13 protein-coding genes are annotated in these 16,774 nt (G+C 61.6%); 10 read left to right on the plus strand and 3 right to left on the minus strand.

Going from position 1 to position 16,774, the window contains the following annotated elements:
• Nucleotides 1-122: 122 nt before the first annotated feature.
• The 3 genes from aceE to lpdA all read left to right on the plus strand — a co-directional run bounded on the left by aceE (nt 123) and on the right by lpdA (nt 6,642).
• Nucleotides 123-2,819, plus strand: a complete 2,697-nt coding sequence (gene aceE, locus RI103_RS07095) for a pyruvate dehydrogenase (acetyl-transferring), homodimeric type (protein ID WP_310814659.1) — start codon at nt 123-125, stop codon at nt 2,817-2,819.
• Nucleotides 2,820-2,907: 88 nt separating this feature from the next.
• Nucleotides 2,908-4,584, plus strand: a complete 1,677-nt coding sequence (gene aceF, locus RI103_RS07100; RefSeq protein ID WP_310814660.1) for a dihydrolipoyllysine-residue acetyltransferase — start codon at nt 2,908-2,910, stop codon at nt 4,582-4,584.
• 264 nt (nt 4,585-4,848) lie between these two features.
• Nucleotides 4,849-6,642 (plus strand): dihydrolipoyl dehydrogenase, encoded by a 1,794-nt coding sequence (lpdA, locus tag RI103_RS07105; protein WP_310814661.1) that lies wholly within the window; start codon nt 4,849-4,851, stop codon nt 6,640-6,642.
• Nucleotides 6,643-6,991: 349 nt separating this feature from the next.
• Here the strand turns inward: lpdA and RI103_RS07110 are convergent, their stop codons facing one another.
• Nucleotides 6,992-7,564: a phasin family protein gene (locus RI103_RS07110; RefSeq protein WP_012433576.1), complete on the minus strand. Its 573-nt coding sequence runs from the start codon at nt 7,562-7,564 to the stop codon at nt 6,992-6,994.
• 776 nt (nt 7,565-8,340) lie between these two features.
• On the opposite strand from RI103_RS07110, the gene pbpG reads away from it, so the two are divergent.
• Nucleotides 8,341-9,525 (plus strand): D-alanyl-D-alanine endopeptidase, encoded by a 1,185-nt coding sequence (gene pbpG, locus RI103_RS07115; protein ID WP_310814662.1) that lies wholly within the window; start codon nt 8,341-8,343, stop codon nt 9,523-9,525.
• Nucleotides 9,526-9,621: 96 nt separating this feature from the next.
• Here the strand turns inward: pbpG and RI103_RS07120 are convergent, their stop codons facing one another.
• Complete coding sequence (locus tag RI103_RS07120) at nt 9,622-10,428, minus strand: IclR family transcriptional regulator (protein WP_091792884.1); 807 nt, start codon at nt 10,426-10,428, stop codon at nt 9,622-9,624.
• Nucleotides 10,429-10,607: 179 nt separating this feature from the next.
• On the opposite strand from RI103_RS07120, the gene RI103_RS07125 reads away from it, so the two are divergent.
• A complete protein-coding gene (locus RI103_RS07125) occupies nt 10,608-11,330 on the plus strand; it encodes a (Fe-S)-binding protein (protein ID WP_310814663.1) in 723 nt (240 codons plus the stop codon).
• 106 nt (nt 11,331-11,436) lie between these two features.
• Entirely contained in the window at nt 11,437-12,852 is a 1,416-nt protein-coding gene (locus tag RI103_RS07130) for a lactate utilization protein B (protein WP_132373824.1), read from the plus strand.
• Between the two features lie 209 nt (nt 12,853-13,061).
• Here RI103_RS07130 and RI103_RS07135 read toward each other — a convergent pair whose 3' ends face one another.
• The gene (locus RI103_RS07135) at nt 13,062-13,607 is read right to left on the minus strand and encodes a hypothetical protein (protein WP_310814664.1); all 546 of its coding nucleotides are present in this window, start codon (nt 13,605-13,607) and stop codon (nt 13,062-13,064) included.
• A 272-nt stretch (nt 13,608-13,879) separates the two neighbouring features.
• Between RI103_RS07135 and RI103_RS07140 the strand changes: the two genes are divergently transcribed.
• The 4 genes from RI103_RS07140 to RI103_RS07155 all read left to right on the plus strand — a co-directional run bounded on the left by RI103_RS07140 (nt 13,880) and on the right by RI103_RS07155 (nt 16,735).
• Nucleotides 13,880-14,119, plus strand: a complete 240-nt coding sequence (locus tag RI103_RS07140) for a hypothetical protein (RefSeq protein ID WP_310814665.1) — start codon at nt 13,880-13,882, stop codon at nt 14,117-14,119.
• A gap of 160 nt (nt 14,120-14,279) precedes the next feature.
• A complete protein-coding gene (locus tag RI103_RS07145) occupies nt 14,280-14,777 on the plus strand; it encodes a low molecular weight protein-tyrosine-phosphatase (protein ID WP_310815189.1) in 498 nt (165 codons plus the stop codon).
• Nucleotides 14,778-14,910: 133 nt separating this feature from the next.
• Nucleotides 14,911-15,441 carry a Fe-S cluster assembly transcriptional regulator IscR gene (gene iscR, locus RI103_RS07150; protein ID WP_094783140.1) on the plus strand — a complete coding sequence of 177 codons (531 nt, stop codon included), beginning with the start codon at nt 14,911-14,913 and terminating at the stop codon, nt 15,439-15,441.
• A gap of 70 nt (nt 15,442-15,511) precedes the next feature.
• Nucleotides 15,512-16,735, plus strand: a complete 1,224-nt coding sequence (locus RI103_RS07155; RefSeq protein ID WP_310814666.1) for an IscS subfamily cysteine desulfurase — start codon at nt 15,512-15,514, stop codon at nt 16,733-16,735.
• Nucleotides 16,736-16,774: the final 39 nt, after the last annotated feature.

Genomic DNA, 16,774 nt, shown 5'->3' on the forward strand with positions numbered 1-16,774 from the left:
TAATTCGAAAATTTTGTTGCGCGGACGCCAGGACCCTTATTACAATCGGCCGAAGCTGCCGCGGCCGTGCTTCGTCCGCGTCGTCTGTTCAAAGAGCGTTCCTCTACATCCAGGAGACGAGCATGTCCGCTGTACCCGACGAAGTCATGAAATATGTCGCTGCCGAAAAAGACGACGATCCCCAGGAAACCGGCGAATGGCTTGAAGCGCTGGATGGCGTGATTTCTGCTGTGGGCCCAGATCGCGCTCACTACCTGATCGAGAAACAGATCGAGTTCGCCCGCGTGCACGGCGAACATTTGCCGTTCTCGGCCAACACGCCGTACATCAACACGATCCCGGTTTCGCGTCAGGCGAAGATTCCCGGCGATCAGGACATCGAACACCGTATCCGCTCGTACACACGCTGGAACGCCATCGCGATGGTGCTGCGCGCCGGCAAGGACACCAACGTCGGCGGCCACATCGCCTCGTTTGCTTCCGCCGCGACGCTGTACGACGTCGGCTACAACCACTTCTGGCATGCGCCGTCGGCCGAACATGGCGGCGATCTCGTGTTCGTGCAGGGCCACTCGTCGCCGGGTGTCTACTCGCGCGCGTTCCTGCTCGGCCGCCTGACCGAGAACCAGCTCGACAACTTCCGTCAGGAAGTGGGCGGCGAGGGCATCTCGTCTTACCCGCACCCGTGGCTGATGCCGGACTTCTGGCAATTCCCGACCGTCTCGATGGGCCTCGGCCCGATCATGGCGATCTATCAGGCGCGCTTCATGAAGTACATGCAGGCGCGCGGCATTGCGAAGACCGACGGCCGCAAGGTCTGGGCCTTCCTCGGCGACGGCGAAACGGACGAACCGGAATCGCTCGGCGCGATCGGCATGGCCGGCCGCGAACGCCTCGACAACCTCGTGTTCGTGATCAACTGCAACCTGCAGCGCCTCGACGGTCCGGTGCGCGGTAACGGCAAGATCATCCAGGAACTGGAAAGCGAATTCCGCGGCGCGGGCTGGAACGTCATCAAGGTCATCTGGGGCAGCCGCTGGGATGCGCTGTTCCAACGCGACAAGTCGGGCGCGCTGATGCGCCGCATGATGGACGTGGTCGACGGCGAGTACCAGACGTACAAATCGGAGTCGGGCGCGTATGTGCGCGAACACTTCTTCAACACGCCGGAACTGAAGGCGCTGGTCGCCGAATGGTCCGACGAGGAAATCTGGAACCTGAACCGCGGCGGCCACGATCCGCACAAGATCTACGCGGCGTTCCAGGAAGCGTCGAATTCGCAGGGCCAGCCGACCGTCATTCTCGCGAAGACGATCAAGGGCTACGGCATGGGCGAAGCTGGTCAGGCGATGAATATCACCCACCAGCAGAAGAAGCTGCACGTCGATCAGCTGAAGAAATTCCGCGACCAGTTCCGCCTGCCGATCTCCGACGAGGAGATCGTCAACGTGCCGTACCTCAAGTTCGAAGATGGTTCGAAGGAACTCGAGTACATGCGCCAGAAGCGCATGGACCTCGGTGGCTATCTGCCGGCGCGTCGCCAGAAGGCCGACTCGCTGCCGGTGCCGGAACTGTCGGCGTTCGAGCCGCTGTTGAAGGGCACGGGCGAAGGCCGCGAGATCTCCACGACCATGGCGTTCGTGCGGGTCCTGAACATCCTGCTGAAGGACAAGGCGCTCGGCAAGCGCATCGTGCCGATCGTGCCGGACGAGTCGCGTACCTTCGGTATGGAAGGCCTGTTCCGTCAGATCGGTATCTGGAATCAGGAAGGCCAGAAGTACGTGCCGGAAGATTCCGACCAACTCATGTTCTACCGTGAGTCGGAAACCGGTCAGATCCTGCAGGAAGGCATCAACGAAGCCGGCGGCATGGCCGACTGGATCGCAGCCGCGACGTCGTACTCGACGCACGGCGAGATCATGATCCCGTTCTACATCTTCTACTCGATGTTCGGCTTCCAGCGCATCGGCGATCTGGCATGGGCGGCGGGCGACATGCGTTCGCGCGGCTTCCTGCTGGGCGGCACCGCGGGCCGCACGACGCTGAACGGCGAAGGCCTGCAACACGAAGACGGCCACTCGCTGCTGTGGGCGGCTTCGGTGCCGAACTGCATCAGCTACGACCCGACGTTCGGTTTCGAACTCGCGGTCATCATGCAGGACGGCCTGCGCCGCATGGTCGCGGATCAGGAAGACGTGTATTACTACATCACGGTGATGAACGAGAACTACGAGCACCCGGCGATTCCGCAGGGCGACTCCGTGGCGGCAGACATCATCAAAGGTATGTACGCGTTCCGCAAGGCCGAAGCGGATAAGAAGGCGCCGCGCGTGCAACTGATGGGCGCGGGCACGATCTTCAACGAAGTGATCGCCGCCGCCGACCTGCTGAAGAACGACTGGGGCGTCGCCGCCGATCTGTGGAGCGTGCCGAGCTTCACCGAACTCGCGCGCGAAGGCCACGAAGTGCAGCGCTGGAACCTGCTGCACCCGACCGAAGAAAAGAAGCTCTCGCACGTCGAGAAGCTGCTCAAGGACGCACAAGGTCCGGTCATCGCCTCGACCGACTATGTGCGCGCGCTGACCGAACAGATCCGCGCGTTCGTGCCGCAGAAGTTCGTCGTGCTGGGCACGGATGGCTACGGCCGTTCGGACACGCGCGAAAAGCTGCGCCACTTCTTCGAAGTCGACCGCTACTGGGTTACGGTTGCCGCGTTGAATGCACTCGCAGATGAAGGCACGATCGAACGCAAGGTAGTCGCCGAGGCGCTCAAGAAGTACGACCTTGATCCCGCCAAACCCAACCCGATGACCGTCTAAGGCATCATTCCCCGTGTGCCATGGCGTACGCGCCCGTCCCTGTGTTTGACAGGGGCAGGCCGCGTGCGCGGCCCAGGAGACACTAACAATGAGTCAAGCGATCGAAGTCAAGGTGCCGGACATCGGCGATTACAAGGACATTCCTGTGATCGAGGTGCTGGTGAAGGCGGGTGACACCGTCGAAAAAGAGCAATCGCTCGTTACCCTGGAATCCGACAAGGCGACCATGGACGTGCCGAGCTCGGCCGCCGGCGTCGTCAAGGAAGTGAAGGTCAAGGTCGGCGACAACGTCTCGGAAGGTTCGTTGATCGTCGTGCTGGAAGGTGCTGAAGGCGGCGCGGCTGCGCCCGCTCCGGCGCCTGCCGCTGCACCGGCTCCGGCACCTTCGGCCGCGCCCGCGGCTGCGCCGGCACCCGCGCCCGCGGCTGCGCCGGCACCCGCTCCCGCCGCGAGCGGCGGCGGTCTGCAGGAAGTCAAAGTGCCGGATATCGGCGACTACAAAGACATTCCCGTGATCGAAGTCGCGGTGAAGGTCGGCGATCGCGTCGAGAAAGAGCAGTCGCTGGTGACGCTCGAATCCGACAAGGCGACCATGGATGTGCCGAGCTCGGCCGCCGGCGTCGTCAAGGAACTGAAGGTCAAGGTCGGCGATACCGTGTCGGAAGGCTCGGTGATCGTGATCGTGGAAGCGGAGGGCGGCGCGGCTGCGCCGGCTCCGGCTCCCAGGCAAGAGGTCGAGAAGCCGTCCGATGCGCCGGCTGCACCGTCGCCGGCTCCGGCGGCCCCGTCGGCGCTCGCTCAGGCTCCGGTGATTCCGGCTGGCGAAGGTGGCGCGCGTCACGCGAGCCATGCGTCGCCGTCCGTGCGCAAGTTCGCGCGCGAACTCGGCGTCGACGTGACACAAGTGCAGGGCACGGGTCCGAAGGGACGCATTACGCAAGCCGACGTGACCGCCTTCATCAAGGGCGTCATGACCGGTCAGCGTGCTGCGCCGGCTGGTGCTGCGGCACCGGCTGCCGCGGGTGGCGGCGAGCTGAATCTGCTGCCGTGGCCGAAGGTCGACTTCACGAAGTTCGGTCCGGTCGATCCGAAGCCGCTGTCGCGCATCAAGAAGATTTCGGGCGCGAATCTGCATCGCAACTGGGTCATGATTCCGCACGTCACGAATAACGACGAAGCGGATATCACCGAGCTCGAAGCATTGCGCGTGAAGCTGAACAAGGAATACGAAAAGTCGGGTGTGAAGATCACCATGCTGGCTTTCGTGATCAAGGCCGCGGTTGCCGCCCTGAAGCAGTTTCCGACGTTCAATGCCAGCCTCGACGGCGATAACCTGGTGTTCAAGCAGTACTTCCACATCGGGTTCGCGGCTGATACGCCGAATGGTCTGGTCGTTCCTGTCATTCGCGATGCGGACAAGAAGGGTTTGATCGATATCGCCAAGGAAATGGCCGAGTTGTCCAAGCTCGCGCGCGACGGCAAGCTGAAGCCGGATCAGATGCAAGGTGGGTGCTTCTCGATTTCTTCCTTGGGTGGCATCGGTGGCACGAACTTCACGCCGATCATCAATGCGCCTGAAGTGGCGATTCTTGGGTTGTCGCGCGGTGCGATGAAGCCGGTTTGGGATGGCAAGCAGTTTGTGCCGCGTCTGATCCTGCCGCTTTCTTTGTCGTATGACCATCGGGTGATTGATGGTGCCGCTGCGGCGCGATTCAATGCGTATCTTGGGGCGCTTCTTGCCGATTTCCGGCGTGTGATTCTTTGATGTGGTGATTGGGTTGCGCGGGGCGCGGTTTTTTGTCTGTTATCCGCGCGCTTCTGTAGAACCTGCTTTCTTGTCGGTCTATTAGCGTCGCCCCTGTGCGGGGCGGCACCTACTTTTCTTTGTCTTCCAAAGAAAAGTAGGCAAAAGAAAGGCGCGTCCTTGGGCGGACTGCAAAGGATGTTTCTGTTCGCCGCGCTGCCAGCTTTTGGGCTGCTTTTTTGGGGTTCTTCGTCTCATCACGATCAATAAGAGAAGGGGACACTAATGAGTCTCGTCGAAGTAAAAGTGCCGGATATCGGTGACTTCAAAGACGTCGATGTCATCGAAGTCAATATCAAAGCGGGCGATGTCATCGAGAACGAACAGGCTCTCATGACGCTCGAGTCCGATAAGGCCTCCATCGAGGTGCCGAGCGATACCGCCGGCACCGTCAAGGAAGTGCGCGTCAAAGCCGGCGACAAAGTCTCGCAAGGCACGGTGATCGCGCTCGTCGAAACATCGGCGGATGCAGCGCCCGCGAAAGATGCACCGAAGGCTCCGGCCAAGGAACCTGAGAAGGCGCCCGCTCAAGCGGAAGCAAAACCGCAGGCAGCTCCGGCCAAGGCCGCCGCGCCTGCTCCGCAGGCGGGTAGCTTCTCCGGCAATGCGGATATCGAGTGCGACATGCTCGTGCTCGGTTCGGGTCCCGGCGGCTATTCGGCGGCGTTCCGCTCGGCTGACCTTGGCATGAAGACGGTGCTGGTCGAGCGTTACTCGACGCTCGGCGGCGTGTGTCTGAACGTCGGCTGTATTCCGTCGAAGGCGCTGTTGCACACGGCGCTGGTGATCGACGAAGCCGAGGCGCTCGGCTCGCACGGCATCACCTTCGGCAAGCCGCAAATCGATCTCGACAAGCTGCGCGACTTCAAGTCGGGCGTCGTCAAGAAGCTCACCGGCGGTCTCGCCGGCATGGCGAAGATGCGCAAGGTCGAAGTGGTCACGGGTACCGGTTCGTTCGTTGATCCGCATCATATGGAAGTGCAGGTCGAGGGCGGCAAGAAAGTCGTCAAGTTCAAGCAGGCGATCATCGCCGCGGGTTCGGAAGCGGTGAAGCTGCCGTTCATTCCGGAAGATCCGCGGGTGGTCGATTCGACCGGCGCGCTCGAATTGCGTCAGATTCCGCAGCGCATGCTGGTGATCGGCGGCGGCATCATCGGGCTGGAAATGGCCACGGTGTACGCCACGCTCGGCGCGCAGATCGACGTGGTCGAAATGCTCGACGGTCTGATGGCCGGCGCGGACCGCGATCTGGTCAAGGTCTGGGAGAAGTACAACAGCAAGCGTTTCGCCAACGTCATGCTGAAGACCAAGACCACCGCGGCCGAAGCGAAAGACGACGGCATCTATGTGTCGTTCGAAGGGGAAAAGGCCCCGGCCGAAGCGCAACGCTATGACCTCGTGCTGGTTGCCGTCGGCCGTTCGCCGAACGGCAAGAAGATCGGCGCGGACAAGGCAGGCGTCACCGTGACGGATCGCGGTTTCATCGACGTGGACAAGCAGATGCGCACCAATGTGCCGCACATCTTCGCGATCGGCGATATCGTCGGTCAGCCGATGCTCGCGCACAAAGCCGTCCATGAAGCCCACGTCGCCGCCGAAGTCGCGCACGGCGAAAAGGCGTACTTCGACGCGCTGCAGATTCCGTCGGTGGCGTACACGGATCCGGAAGTGGCGTGGGCCGGCAAGACGGAAGACCAGTTGAAGGCCGAGGGCATCAAGTACGGCAAGGCGGTGTTCCCGTGGGCCGCTTCGGGCCGCGCAATCGCCAACGGCCGCGACGAAGGCTTCACGAAGCTGCTGTTCGACGAGGAAACGCATCGCGTGATCGGCGGCGGGATTGTCGGTCTGAATGCGGGCGACCTGATCAGCGAAGTCTGTCTCGCGGTCGAAATGGGTGCGGATGCAACGGATATCGGCAAGACGATTCACCCGCATCCGACGCTCGGCGAATCGATCGGCATGGCCGCCGAGTTGTACGAAGGCGTCTGTACGGATCTGCCGCCGGTGAAAAAGAAGTAAGGCGATTCGGTCCGTCTGCATTCGTGCAGGCGGGGTCGATGAAGCAAAAACGGCGCGCCTCGCAAAAGGCGCGCCGTTTTTCTTTGGACAGCAGCGTAGGGCGGTTGCCGCACGACGACGGCGATATCAAAACATGCCGAACGACTCAGGCGAAGGAATAAGCGACGGGTAAAAAAATCCCGGCCTTTCGCCGGGCAAACGATACGCTATTCAACGTATCGGAGCGTTCGGCCAGTGAGCACCGTGTGAGCGGCAACGGCACAACGCTGTTGCTTGCGGTAACGCCGGCACAGCTCGTGAGCTGTGCCGGCGCAGGTAATGCTTAAAGCGTGATGCTTGAGACTGAAGCTTAGACTGCCTTCTTGGCCGAGCGCGATGCTTGTGCAGCGGCTTGCGAAGCTGCCTTCGACGCGGCCGTTGCAGCTGCATTGAAGTTGCTTTCAGCGATTTCAACAGCTTGCTTGGTCGCCTTGTGAACCGTGTCGTACGTGGTGTTGGCTGCGGTGATAGCCGACTTCAGGACGGCGACGGCGGTTTCCGAACCAGCCGGTGCATTCTTTGCGACGTTCTCGACGAGCGATTGGACCTTGCGGTTCTGCTCTTCGAATTGCGCTTCCGCGACGCGGGTGAATTCACCTTGCGTTGCCGAAACGATTTCATACACGTGACGGCCGTACGACAGCGCCTTTTCAGCCACCGGCTGTGCAAGGCTTGCTTGCAGTGCCAGCAATTCCTGCGCGTCCTTGACCGACAACGCGCGTTGGGCATTTTCCTGGCTTTCCGCGAGCGTCGATTTCACGACTTGCAGGTTCAGCTCAACCAGCTTTTCGACGCCTTCAAATGCTTTGGTCGTCAGGCCGAACAACGTTTCAAAGTTGGCTTTCTGGGCTGCGGCGAATTGCTCAGGGGTCAGCAGAGTCATGGTTTACGCTCCTGGATCGCGGTCTGTCTGTGCGGACCGCATTGGGTGAATGGTGAGACACATTGGTGCGTCCCGCCGGACCGCGATGTATTGTGCATCGCAGCAATGGTTCCCATTTTAGGATGGCTGCAAGGAATGTCAAGTACTTTTTGTGCATCGCACAATGTTAAGAAACTGCTGATAAAACATAGTGTTATGCGGTCGGAATGACAAGCTTATGACGCAAGTCAATTTAACCTCCGCACTGTACTGGTGCCAAGGCGTCTGGCATTTATTGCAGGATGGCGGGGTAAGTTTGACCGGTCAGTGCGCGTGAAGGCGGCCGCGCCGACATCCCACAACCGTTAAAAAATTCTTCGACGGTCGATTCGGTGTAAACCGGAAAGTGTCACGGAACGTTAATGGCTCATGCTGGTCGAATGCGCGTTGCGGTTTGCAGCAGGCGTTTAACAACCTCGCGTGCAAACCCTGGCCGCGTGCTGTAGCAGTGGCATTGTTTGATTCGCCCGTACTCTGACCGTATTTCCCCTGATCAAGGTTGTCTCGAAATTGCCGTTATGCTGCAAGAATCACCTCGATTCCGGCGGACGGCGGCAGCGGCGAGGCGTGACGCGCCGGTGATCGTTTTTTTCGATCGATGCGCGGCACTTATTCGTGTTTTTGCGATCGGAGCTTACAAGCCGGTTTAAGGAGCGCGTATAAGTGCTTCAAATTGCTAATTTTTCGTTGTTTTACTACACTTGCGGAAACCTCTCGCCGCTCCCTACCGAACACCCATGAAAACCGACATGCTTTCGTCGCTAAAAGTGATCCACGGCGCGGCCCGCAGCACCGCTCTGTCGGTGGCCGCCTCCATGGTCATCGCAGCGGCGTTCGCCACGCCCGTGAGCGCTTTTGCCGCCACGCCTGCTGCAACTGCACAAACCTCCAAACACGCCAAAGCGGCCAGAAAGCCGGCTGCCGAGCCTGCCAAGGCGTCCAGCAAGGCATCGAAAGCGACCAAAGGCGCGGCTGCAAAGACCGTTGCCGCTGACGAAGACGCGCCGCGCGCGGGCGTCAAGCGCAAGCGTGTGACGTATACGTCGAACGGCCGCCACCACTCGGTAGTGCGTCGCGTCGCGTACGAACCGCGTCAGCCGAGCGTCGGTCAGGCTTTCGGCCTGCACGAAACGCCGGACGCGCTCATGCTGCGATCGAGCGTCGCTTACGTGATCGACCAGAACTCCGGCGAAGCGCTGTTCGACAAGAATTCGCGCGCCGTGGTGCCGATCGCGTCGATCACGAAGCTGATGACCTCAATGGTGGTGCTCGATTCGAAAGAGCCGATGACCGACCAGATCGAAGTCACGGACGAAGACCGCGATTACGAAAAGAACACCGGTTCGCGTCTGTCGGTGGGCTCGGTGCTCTCGCGTGAAGACATGCTGCATATCGCGCTGATGGCATCGGAAAATCGCGCGGCCGCGGCGCTGTCGCGTTATTTCCCGGGCGGCCGTCCGGCGTTCCTGGCAGCGATGAACGCGAAGGCCAAGCAACTCGGCATGACCGACACGCACTTTGAAAACCCCACGGGTTTGACGAGCCAGAACGTGTCGAGCGCGCGTGACCTCGTGAAAATGGTGAACGCGGCGTATCAGTATCCGCTGATCCGCAAATTCTCGACCGATCACAGCTACGAGGTGTACACCGGCAAGCGTTCGCTGGCGTACAACAGCACGAATGCGCTGGTGCGTAACCCGACATGGGACATCGGTCTGCAAAAGACCGGCTTCATCAACGAAGCGGGTGAGTGCCTCGTGATGCAGGCGACCATTCACGGCCGTCCGATGATCATGGTGCTACTCGACTCGTCGGGTAAGTACTCGCGATTCGCGGACGCCACGCGACTGCGCACGTGGCTGGATAACGGCGGCGGCGAGGCGCGCATTACCAGCGCGGATGCCAGCGGCCCGGGTACCTGAAGCGTTAAGTCGGTGGCCGGTTTCGGACCGGCTGCATGAAAACAAAAAGCCTCGCGTTTGCGAGGCTTTTTTTTTGGACGGAAGCGAGGCGCAGGATTAAGCGTGATGGCTATGCGAATGGTCTTGAGCGGGTTGCGGCCGATACCCGAGCGACTCGGAGATCATCAGCGCCGTCTGACTGAGCTGGCCGAGCCAGGAGTCCTGAAGGCGGTCCGCCGGTGCCGACAGCGACAGACCGGCGACCAGCTTGCCGGTGTCGTCGTAAATGCCGGCGGCGATGCAGCGCACGCCGAGTTCCAGCTCTTCGTTGTCGCGCGCGCAGGCCTGTTGGCGCACGTGCGACAACTCACGCTCCAGTTTGGTCAGGTCGGTGATGCTGTTCTGCGTGTGGCCCGACAAACCGGTGCGCGTGGCGTAAGCCCGCACGCGAGTGGATTCGTCGGCGGCGAGGAACAGCTTGCCCACCGAGGTCAGATGCAGCGGCGCCCGCCCGCCGATGGCCCGCACCACCTGCATGCCGGACCGCTCGGAATAAGCGCGCTCGATATAGACGATTTCATCGCCCTGGCGCACTGACAGATTCACCGTCTGGCCCGTCTGGCGATGCAGTTCGCGCATCGGCGTGAGCGCCGCGTCGCGCACCGACAGGCGCGCCTTCACCAGATTGCCCAGTTCGAGCAGGCGCATGCCGAGACGGTAAGTGCCGGGATCCGACCGGTCGACCAGCCGGCACATCACCATGTCGTTCAGGATGCGGTGCGCGGTGGACGGATGCAGCTCCGTGCGGATGGCGAGTTCTTTCAGGCTGACCGGGTCGCTATGCGCAGCGAGTGCGTCGAGCAAGCGCATCATGCGTTCGATCACCTGGATCGAAGTTTTGGGATCCGGGTTCGTATCGCTCATGGGGAGGAATCGGTTGATGCGTCAAACAGCGGAAATTGATTGTATCCCGTATTGTGAAAAGAAGGAAAGCGGTTGGAACGCCATTTCCAATTTAAGCGGCTTTCGTCCTACGCCTTCTGGCCGTTGGTATTGTGCGGCAAACAGCGGATAATCAGGGACGTTTTCCCGAAGGAGGGCTCATGCGAGTCGGATTGTTCGTTACCTGCCTGATCGACCTGATGCGTCCCGAGATCGGTTTTTCGGTCATCAAACTGATCGAGGGCGCCGGATTCGAAGTGGTGGTGCCGCCTGCTCAAACCTGTTGCGGTCAGCCCGCGTATAACTCGGGCGAACGGCGCATCGCGCGCGATCTGGCGGAGAAGACGCTGCGCGAGTTCGAACAGTTCGATTACGTCGTGGTGCCGTCCGGTTCGTGCGGCGGCATGATCCGCGCGCACTACGGCGATCTCTTCGCCGACGATCCCGAACTGATGAACCGCTTCGGCCGGCTGCGTGCCAAGGTATTCGAACTGACCGACTTCCTCGTGAACGTGGCCAAGGTGCAGTTGCAGCCGGGCGAGTTCACGGGTCAGGTCACCTACCACGATTCCTGCTCCGGGCTGCGTGAGCTCGGCGTGAAGGCGCAGCCGCGGGCCTTGCTGGCGCAAGTCGGCGTGACGGTGAGCGAGATGAAGGATTGCGAGCACTGCTGCGGCTTCGGCGGCACCTTCGCGCTCAAGTACGGCGACATCTCCACGGCGATCGTCGACGAAAAATGCGCGAATATCCATGCGAGCGGCACCGGTGCGGTGGTGCTCGGCGACCTCGGTTGCATGCTCAATATCGAGGGCCGCTTGCGGCGTACCGGCGACGTCACCACGCGCGTGCTGCACATCGCTCAGGTGCTGGCCGGCGACGTGTAACGCTGCTGGCTGCACCCCGCCGTTTTTAGATACGCGTGTTTTCATCCGCGCTTCGCCCGTTTCGTTCGAATACGCCCGAATACGCCCGAATAAGCAGAAGGCCGCCATGCAAGTTCAATCGATGCAATTCAAGGCACGCGCCGGTCAGAAACTCGCCGACCAGCGTCTGCAGCAGAACCTCACCAAGCTGTCGACCAAGTTCGTGTCGGCCCGCGCCACGGCCATGACCGCGATCGATTTTCCCGCCACGCGCGCCGCGCTGAAGGAGCGCCGCAATCGCGCGCTGGAAAATCTCGACGTGTGGCTGGAAACCTTCGAGCGCGAGGCGGCCCGGCGCGGCGTGACGGTGCTGTTCGCCGAGACGACCCAGGAGGCGGCGCGGCTCGTCGGCGACATTGCGCGCCGCCACGAGGTGAAGAAGGTGATCAAGACCAAATCGATGGTCACCGAAGAAATGCGCCTGAATGAAGTGCTCGGGCAGATGGGCGTGCAATCCATCGAAACCGATCTGGGCGAGTACATCCTGCAGATCAACGACAACGAGCCGCCGAGCCACATCATCGCGCCGGTCGTCCATAAAGATAAGGACGAGATCGCGGACCTGTTCGCAAAGACGCACAACCGGCCGCGCCTGACCGAAATCACCGACATGACGCGCGAAGCGCGCGAGATGCTGCGTCCGCATTTCATGACCGCGGACATGGGCGTGACGGGCGGCAATTTCGTGGTGGCGGAAACCGGCTCGGTGGTGCTGGTCACGAACGAGGGCAATGAAGGCATGTGCACAGTGATGCCGCGCGTGCATGTGGCCGTGACGGGTATCGAGAAAGTGTTGCCCACGCTCGAGGATCTGGCCACGGCGATGCGTCTCCTGCCGCGCTCGGCGACCGGGCAGACCACTTCGAACTACTTTTCCGTGTTGACCGGACCGCGCGGCGAAGGCGACCAGGACGGTCCTGAGCATATGTATGTGGTGCTCGTCGACGGCGGACGCACGGGGCTGATCGGCGGCGACTTCCAGGAAATGCTGAGGTGTATCCGCTGCGGCGCGTGCATGAACCATTGCCCGGTGTATCAGAAGGTAGGCGGCCACGCGTACGGCTGGGTCTATCCGGGCCCGATGGGGTCGGTATTGACGCCGAGTTATGTCGGCATCGACAAGGCACTGGACTTGCCGCAGGCCGCGACCTTGTGCGGCGAGTGCAATAGCGTGTGTCCGGTGGGCATTCCGTTATCCGATCTGTTGCGCAAGCTGCGCGAGAAGCAGGTCGAGCGGCATCTACGGCCGTGGAAAGAGCGCGCCGGACTCGCCGTCTGGGGATTCCTGGCACTGCATCCGGATGCTTACGCGCTCTTCACCAAGCTGGCCGTGCGCGTGCTGGAACGCATGGGCGGAAGGAACCGGTCGATCGCCAAGCTGCCGCTGGGCGGCGCGGGCTGGACCAATACGCGGGATATGCCCGCTCCGGTCGGTCGGACGTTCAGGGAGTTGTACGCGGCGCAGCGCAGCCATATTGGCTGAGTGGGCGTTGTTGGGCGAAGCTGGTCGTTCTTAAAGTTTGACGGCGTGCGGGCGCGAGTCGGTAACTCCAGTGCCGCGCCGTTTAATCAGCACGCGCCGTTAGCGAGTGCTTCTCTAGCGACTATCAGACGGTGGTCGAGGAAATCGGAGCGCGGTAGGCATGCACTGTCTATCCATGCATACCGCGCAACTCTGCGGCGCGCCCCCGCTCAGTGGTCCGTCATCTGGCCGGGCTGTCGGCCCGGCGCCCCACGCACAGGCGCGCCATTATTGCCATTGCCACGACCTCCTCCGCCGCCTGCCTGCTGCTGCGGGGGCGGGGGCGGCGGTGGGCTGCTGCCAGCCCCAGGCCGAGGCGCATTCGATCCACTCGGCCCACGGGGACCGCCCGCGGCGCCTTGAGGCGGCGGGCCGCCGTGCGAGCCGCCGTTCGGCTGACCATGCCAGCCGCCGTTATCGCCGTGGTTGCCGTTGTTAGGCCGGCCCCGGTCAGGATAGCCGCCGTAGCCGGGTCCCGGTCCGTAATAGCGGCCCGGCCCGTTGTAGTAGCCAGGGCCGGAGTAGTTGCTATAGCCCATGTAGACGTTGGTCTGCGGCACGACCGGGACACCCGGGGCGTAGCCATCGTATCCGTCGTAGCCGCTGTAATCGCCGCCGTAGCCATTGCTGTACATCGGCGTGCCGTCCGGATAGACCGCGCAGCCGCCGAGCAAGGCGGCGACGGCCACGCAGACGAGTGGTGCAAAGCGTTTCATGTGATCGACCAATGCGAGATTTCGTTTCTGTTTCTGTAAGACCGTTATTATCGCCATCCGTCGCAAGAGCTTTGTATGTGTTTGTAAGGATTTATTTTCTGTGCCACGCCGGGCGCTAGTCGCGTGTCACATAACCATCAATTGACTGTTCCGTTCAGAGCAACGCTCTATCTCGCTATAAGGTGTTTTTCCCGATTGTCTATTCCTATAGGATTTCGACTGGGCATAGTGACTTGCAAACTCATCTGCCCCTTATCGGAAGAAACGACATCATGAAAAAGACAATATCGGGGTACTGGCCCCTCGCCATCGTTGTGCCACTCGCTGCGGCTGCTTATCTGCATATTTGCGGCAACGCCGCCTCGCGCGCGTCGCAGGCTCCGCTTGCGGCTGGCCAGTTCGCGGCTGAACTCGCGCGCGCCGTCTCGTACGGCATGATCGACGACGCCTCGACGCTGCCTGCCAAACCGATGCGTGCCGCCACGGCGATGCCGCTCGCGGACGCGTCGTAAGCACAGGGTTGAGCGTGGCCGGATCGATCCGCTGCACGCGGGGCTATGCCTGTCGGCACCGCGCGCCTGCGTCCGGCGCGATTTTAGCCAGCTTTGTATAATCGCGGCACCGTTTGTTAACCGTCGGCCGACGCGCCTCGCGCGCTTGAAAAAGCCCCTGATGAAAACCGTGTCCATCTGCTTTGTCTGCCTCGGGAACATTTGCCGCTCCCCGACCGCGGAAGGTGTGATGCGCCATCTGGTCGGCGAGGCGAAGCTCGTGGAGCGCATCCTGATCGACTCCGCCGGGACGGGCGACTGGCACATCGGCGAGCCGCCAGACGAGCGCGCGCAGCAGGCGGCCGGCCGGCGCGGATATGAACTCTCCGCCTTGCGGGGCCGCCAGGTCGCCGCGGCGGATTTTGAGCGCTTCGACCTGCTGATCGCGATGGATGACAAAAACGTTGCCGCGCTGCGCCAGGTTTGCCCGCCGCAACAACGCGACAAGATCCGTCTGCTGATGGAATTTGTCCCCGAAGCGGACGCGCGCTGGAGCGGCGTCCGCGAAGTCGTCGATCCGTATTTCGGCGGCGCGGAAGGTTTCGAGCAGGTGCTGGATCAGTGTGAAGCGGCCTGCCGTGGCCTGATCGCGGCGTTGCGTCCCCAGTTGCTCGGGTAGGTTTGGCGAGAGAGCGCGCCGGGCTTATCCGGTAATTAAGCAAATGACCCAAATCGCAATAGGGATACTTGACTAAATCGCTCATGTATTTATACTTGACAAAACTTGTCGAGAATTGCGGTTCCCACACCATATGAGACTCACCACGAAAGGCCGTTTCGCCGTCACGGCGATGATTGACCTGGCACTGCGCCAGGAGCAGGGCCCGGTGACGCTTGCGGGTATCAGCCAGCGCCAACACATCTCCCTGTCGTACCTCGAGCAGCTGTTTGGCAAGCTGCGTCGTCATGAAATCGTCGAGTCCGTGCGCGGACCGGGCGGCGGCTACAATCTGGCCCGCCGCGCCGAAGACGTGACCGTGGCCGACATCATCATCGCGGTCGACGAGCCGCTCGACGCCACCCAGTGCGGCGGCAAGGGCTCGTGCGAGGGCACCAAACAGCACGATGGCCACTGCATGACGCATGAACTGTGGTCCACGCTGAACCAGAAAATGGTCGAGTACCTCGATTCGGTGTCCCTGAAGGATCTGGTCGATCAGCAGCGCTCGCGCGAAGGCGCGCCGGCCGTGCTGCGCGACAGGCGCAATGAGGCGCCGGCGGTCGAACCCGTCCGCGTGGCGCCCAAAGGGCCGAATTCCGTTTTCAACATGGCCGGTTCCTAGGTAGCGGGCAGTGACCGCAGCCTGATAGGAAACCCAGAAGCCAGAGCACATGACGTCCCCGGAGCAATTGATGAACAACGACACTCTCCATCTGCCCATCTACATGGACTACAGCGCGACGACGCCGATCGATCCGCGCGTGGTGGACAAGATGATTCCGTATCTGCGCGAGCAGTTCGGCAACCCCGCATCGCGCAGCCACTCGTATGGCTGGGCAGCGGAGCGCGCGGTCGAAGAAGCGCGTGAGAATGTCGCCGCGCTGGTGAACGCCGACCCGCGCGAAATCATCTGGACCTCGGGTGCAACGGAGTCGGACAACCTCGCCATCAAAGGTGCCGCGCACTTCTACAAGAGCAAGGGCAAGCACATTATCACGGTGAAGACCGAGCACAAGGCCGTGCTCGACACCTGCCGCGAACTCGAGCGCGAAGGCTTCGAAGTCACGTATCTGGACGTCAAGGACGACGGCCTGATCGACCTCGAGAAGTTCAAGGCCGCGCTGCGTCCGGACACGATTCTGGTGTCGGTCATGTCGGTCAACAACGAGATCGGCGTGATTCAGGACATCGAGGCGATCGGGGAGATCACCCGTGAAAAAGGCATCATTTTCCACGTCGACGCGGCGCAAGCCACCGGCAAGATTGCGATCGATCTGCAAAAGCTGAAGGTCGACCTGATGTCGTTCTCGGCGCACAAGACGTATGGCCCGAAGGGCATCGGCGCGCTGTACGTGCGCCGCAAGCCGCGTATCCGTATAGAAGCGCAGATGCACGGCGGCGGTCACGAGCGCGGCATGCGTTCGGGCACGTTGGCCACGCACCAGATCGTCGGCATGGGCGAAGCGTTCCGTCTCGCGCGTGAAGAAATGGCGACGGAAAACGAACGCATCCGCATGCTGCGCGACCGGCTGCTGCGCGGGCTGTCGGAAATGGAAGAAACGTATGTGAACGGCGACATGGAACAGCGTGTGCCGCACAACCTGAACATCAGCTTCAATTTCGTCGAAGGCGAGTCGCTGATCATGGCGGTGAAAGATGTGGCGGTGTCGTCGGGCTCGGCCTGTACATCCGCTTCGCTGGAACCATCGTATGTGTTGCGCGCGTTGGGCCGTAACGACGAACTGGCGCATAGCTCGATCCGCTTCACGGTGGGCCGCTTTACGACCGAGCAGGATGTCGATTACGTGATCAACCTGCTGAAGACCAAGATTTCGAAGCTGCGCGATTTGTCGCCGCTGTGGGAAATGCACAAGGACGGGATCGATATTTCGACCATCCAGTGGGCAGCGCACTGACGCGCCGTTTGGACGACGTCGAATTCATCGAATTGCGAA

This window comes from Paraburkholderia sp. FT54, assembly GCF_031585635.1.
Lineage (GTDB): Bacteria > Pseudomonadota > Gammaproteobacteria > Burkholderiales > Burkholderiaceae > Paraburkholderia.

Coding starts and splice junctions, on each gene's coding strand:
- aceE (WP_310814659.1), top strand. CDS start 123: ATGTCCGCTGTACCCGACGAAGTCATGAAATATGTCGCTGCCGAAAAA.
- aceF (WP_310814660.1), top strand. CDS start 2,908: ATGAGTCAAGCGATCGAAGTCAAGGTGCCGGACATCGGCGATTACAAG.
- lpdA (WP_310814661.1), top strand. CDS start 4,849: ATGAGTCTCGTCGAAGTAAAAGTGCCGGATATCGGTGACTTCAAAGAC.
- RI103_RS07110 (WP_012433576.1), bottom strand. CDS start 7,564: ATGACTCTGCTGACCCCTGAGCAATTCGCCGCAGCCCAGAAAGCCAAC.
- pbpG (WP_310814662.1), top strand. CDS start 8,341: ATGAAAACCGACATGCTTTCGTCGCTAAAAGTGATCCACGGCGCGGCC.
- RI103_RS07120 (WP_091792884.1), bottom strand. CDS start 10,428: ATGAGCGATACGAACCCGGATCCCAAAACTTCGATCCAGGTGATCGAA.
- RI103_RS07125 (WP_310814663.1), top strand. CDS start 10,608: ATGCGAGTCGGATTGTTCGTTACCTGCCTGATCGACCTGATGCGTCCC.
- RI103_RS07130 (WP_132373824.1), top strand. CDS start 11,437: ATGCAAGTTCAATCGATGCAATTCAAGGCACGCGCCGGTCAGAAACTC.
- RI103_RS07135 (WP_310814664.1), bottom strand. CDS start 13,607: ATGAAACGCTTTGCACCACTCGTCTGCGTGGCCGTCGCCGCCTTGCTC.
- RI103_RS07140 (WP_310814665.1), top strand. CDS start 13,880: ATGAAAAAGACAATATCGGGGTACTGGCCCCTCGCCATCGTTGTGCCA.
- RI103_RS07145 (WP_310815189.1), top strand. CDS start 14,280: ATGAAAACCGTGTCCATCTGCTTTGTCTGCCTCGGGAACATTTGCCGC.
- iscR (WP_094783140.1), top strand. CDS start 14,911: ATGAGACTCACCACGAAAGGCCGTTTCGCCGTCACGGCGATGATTGAC.
- RI103_RS07155 (WP_310814666.1), top strand. CDS start 15,512: ATGAACAACGACACTCTCCATCTGCCCATCTACATGGACTACAGCGCG.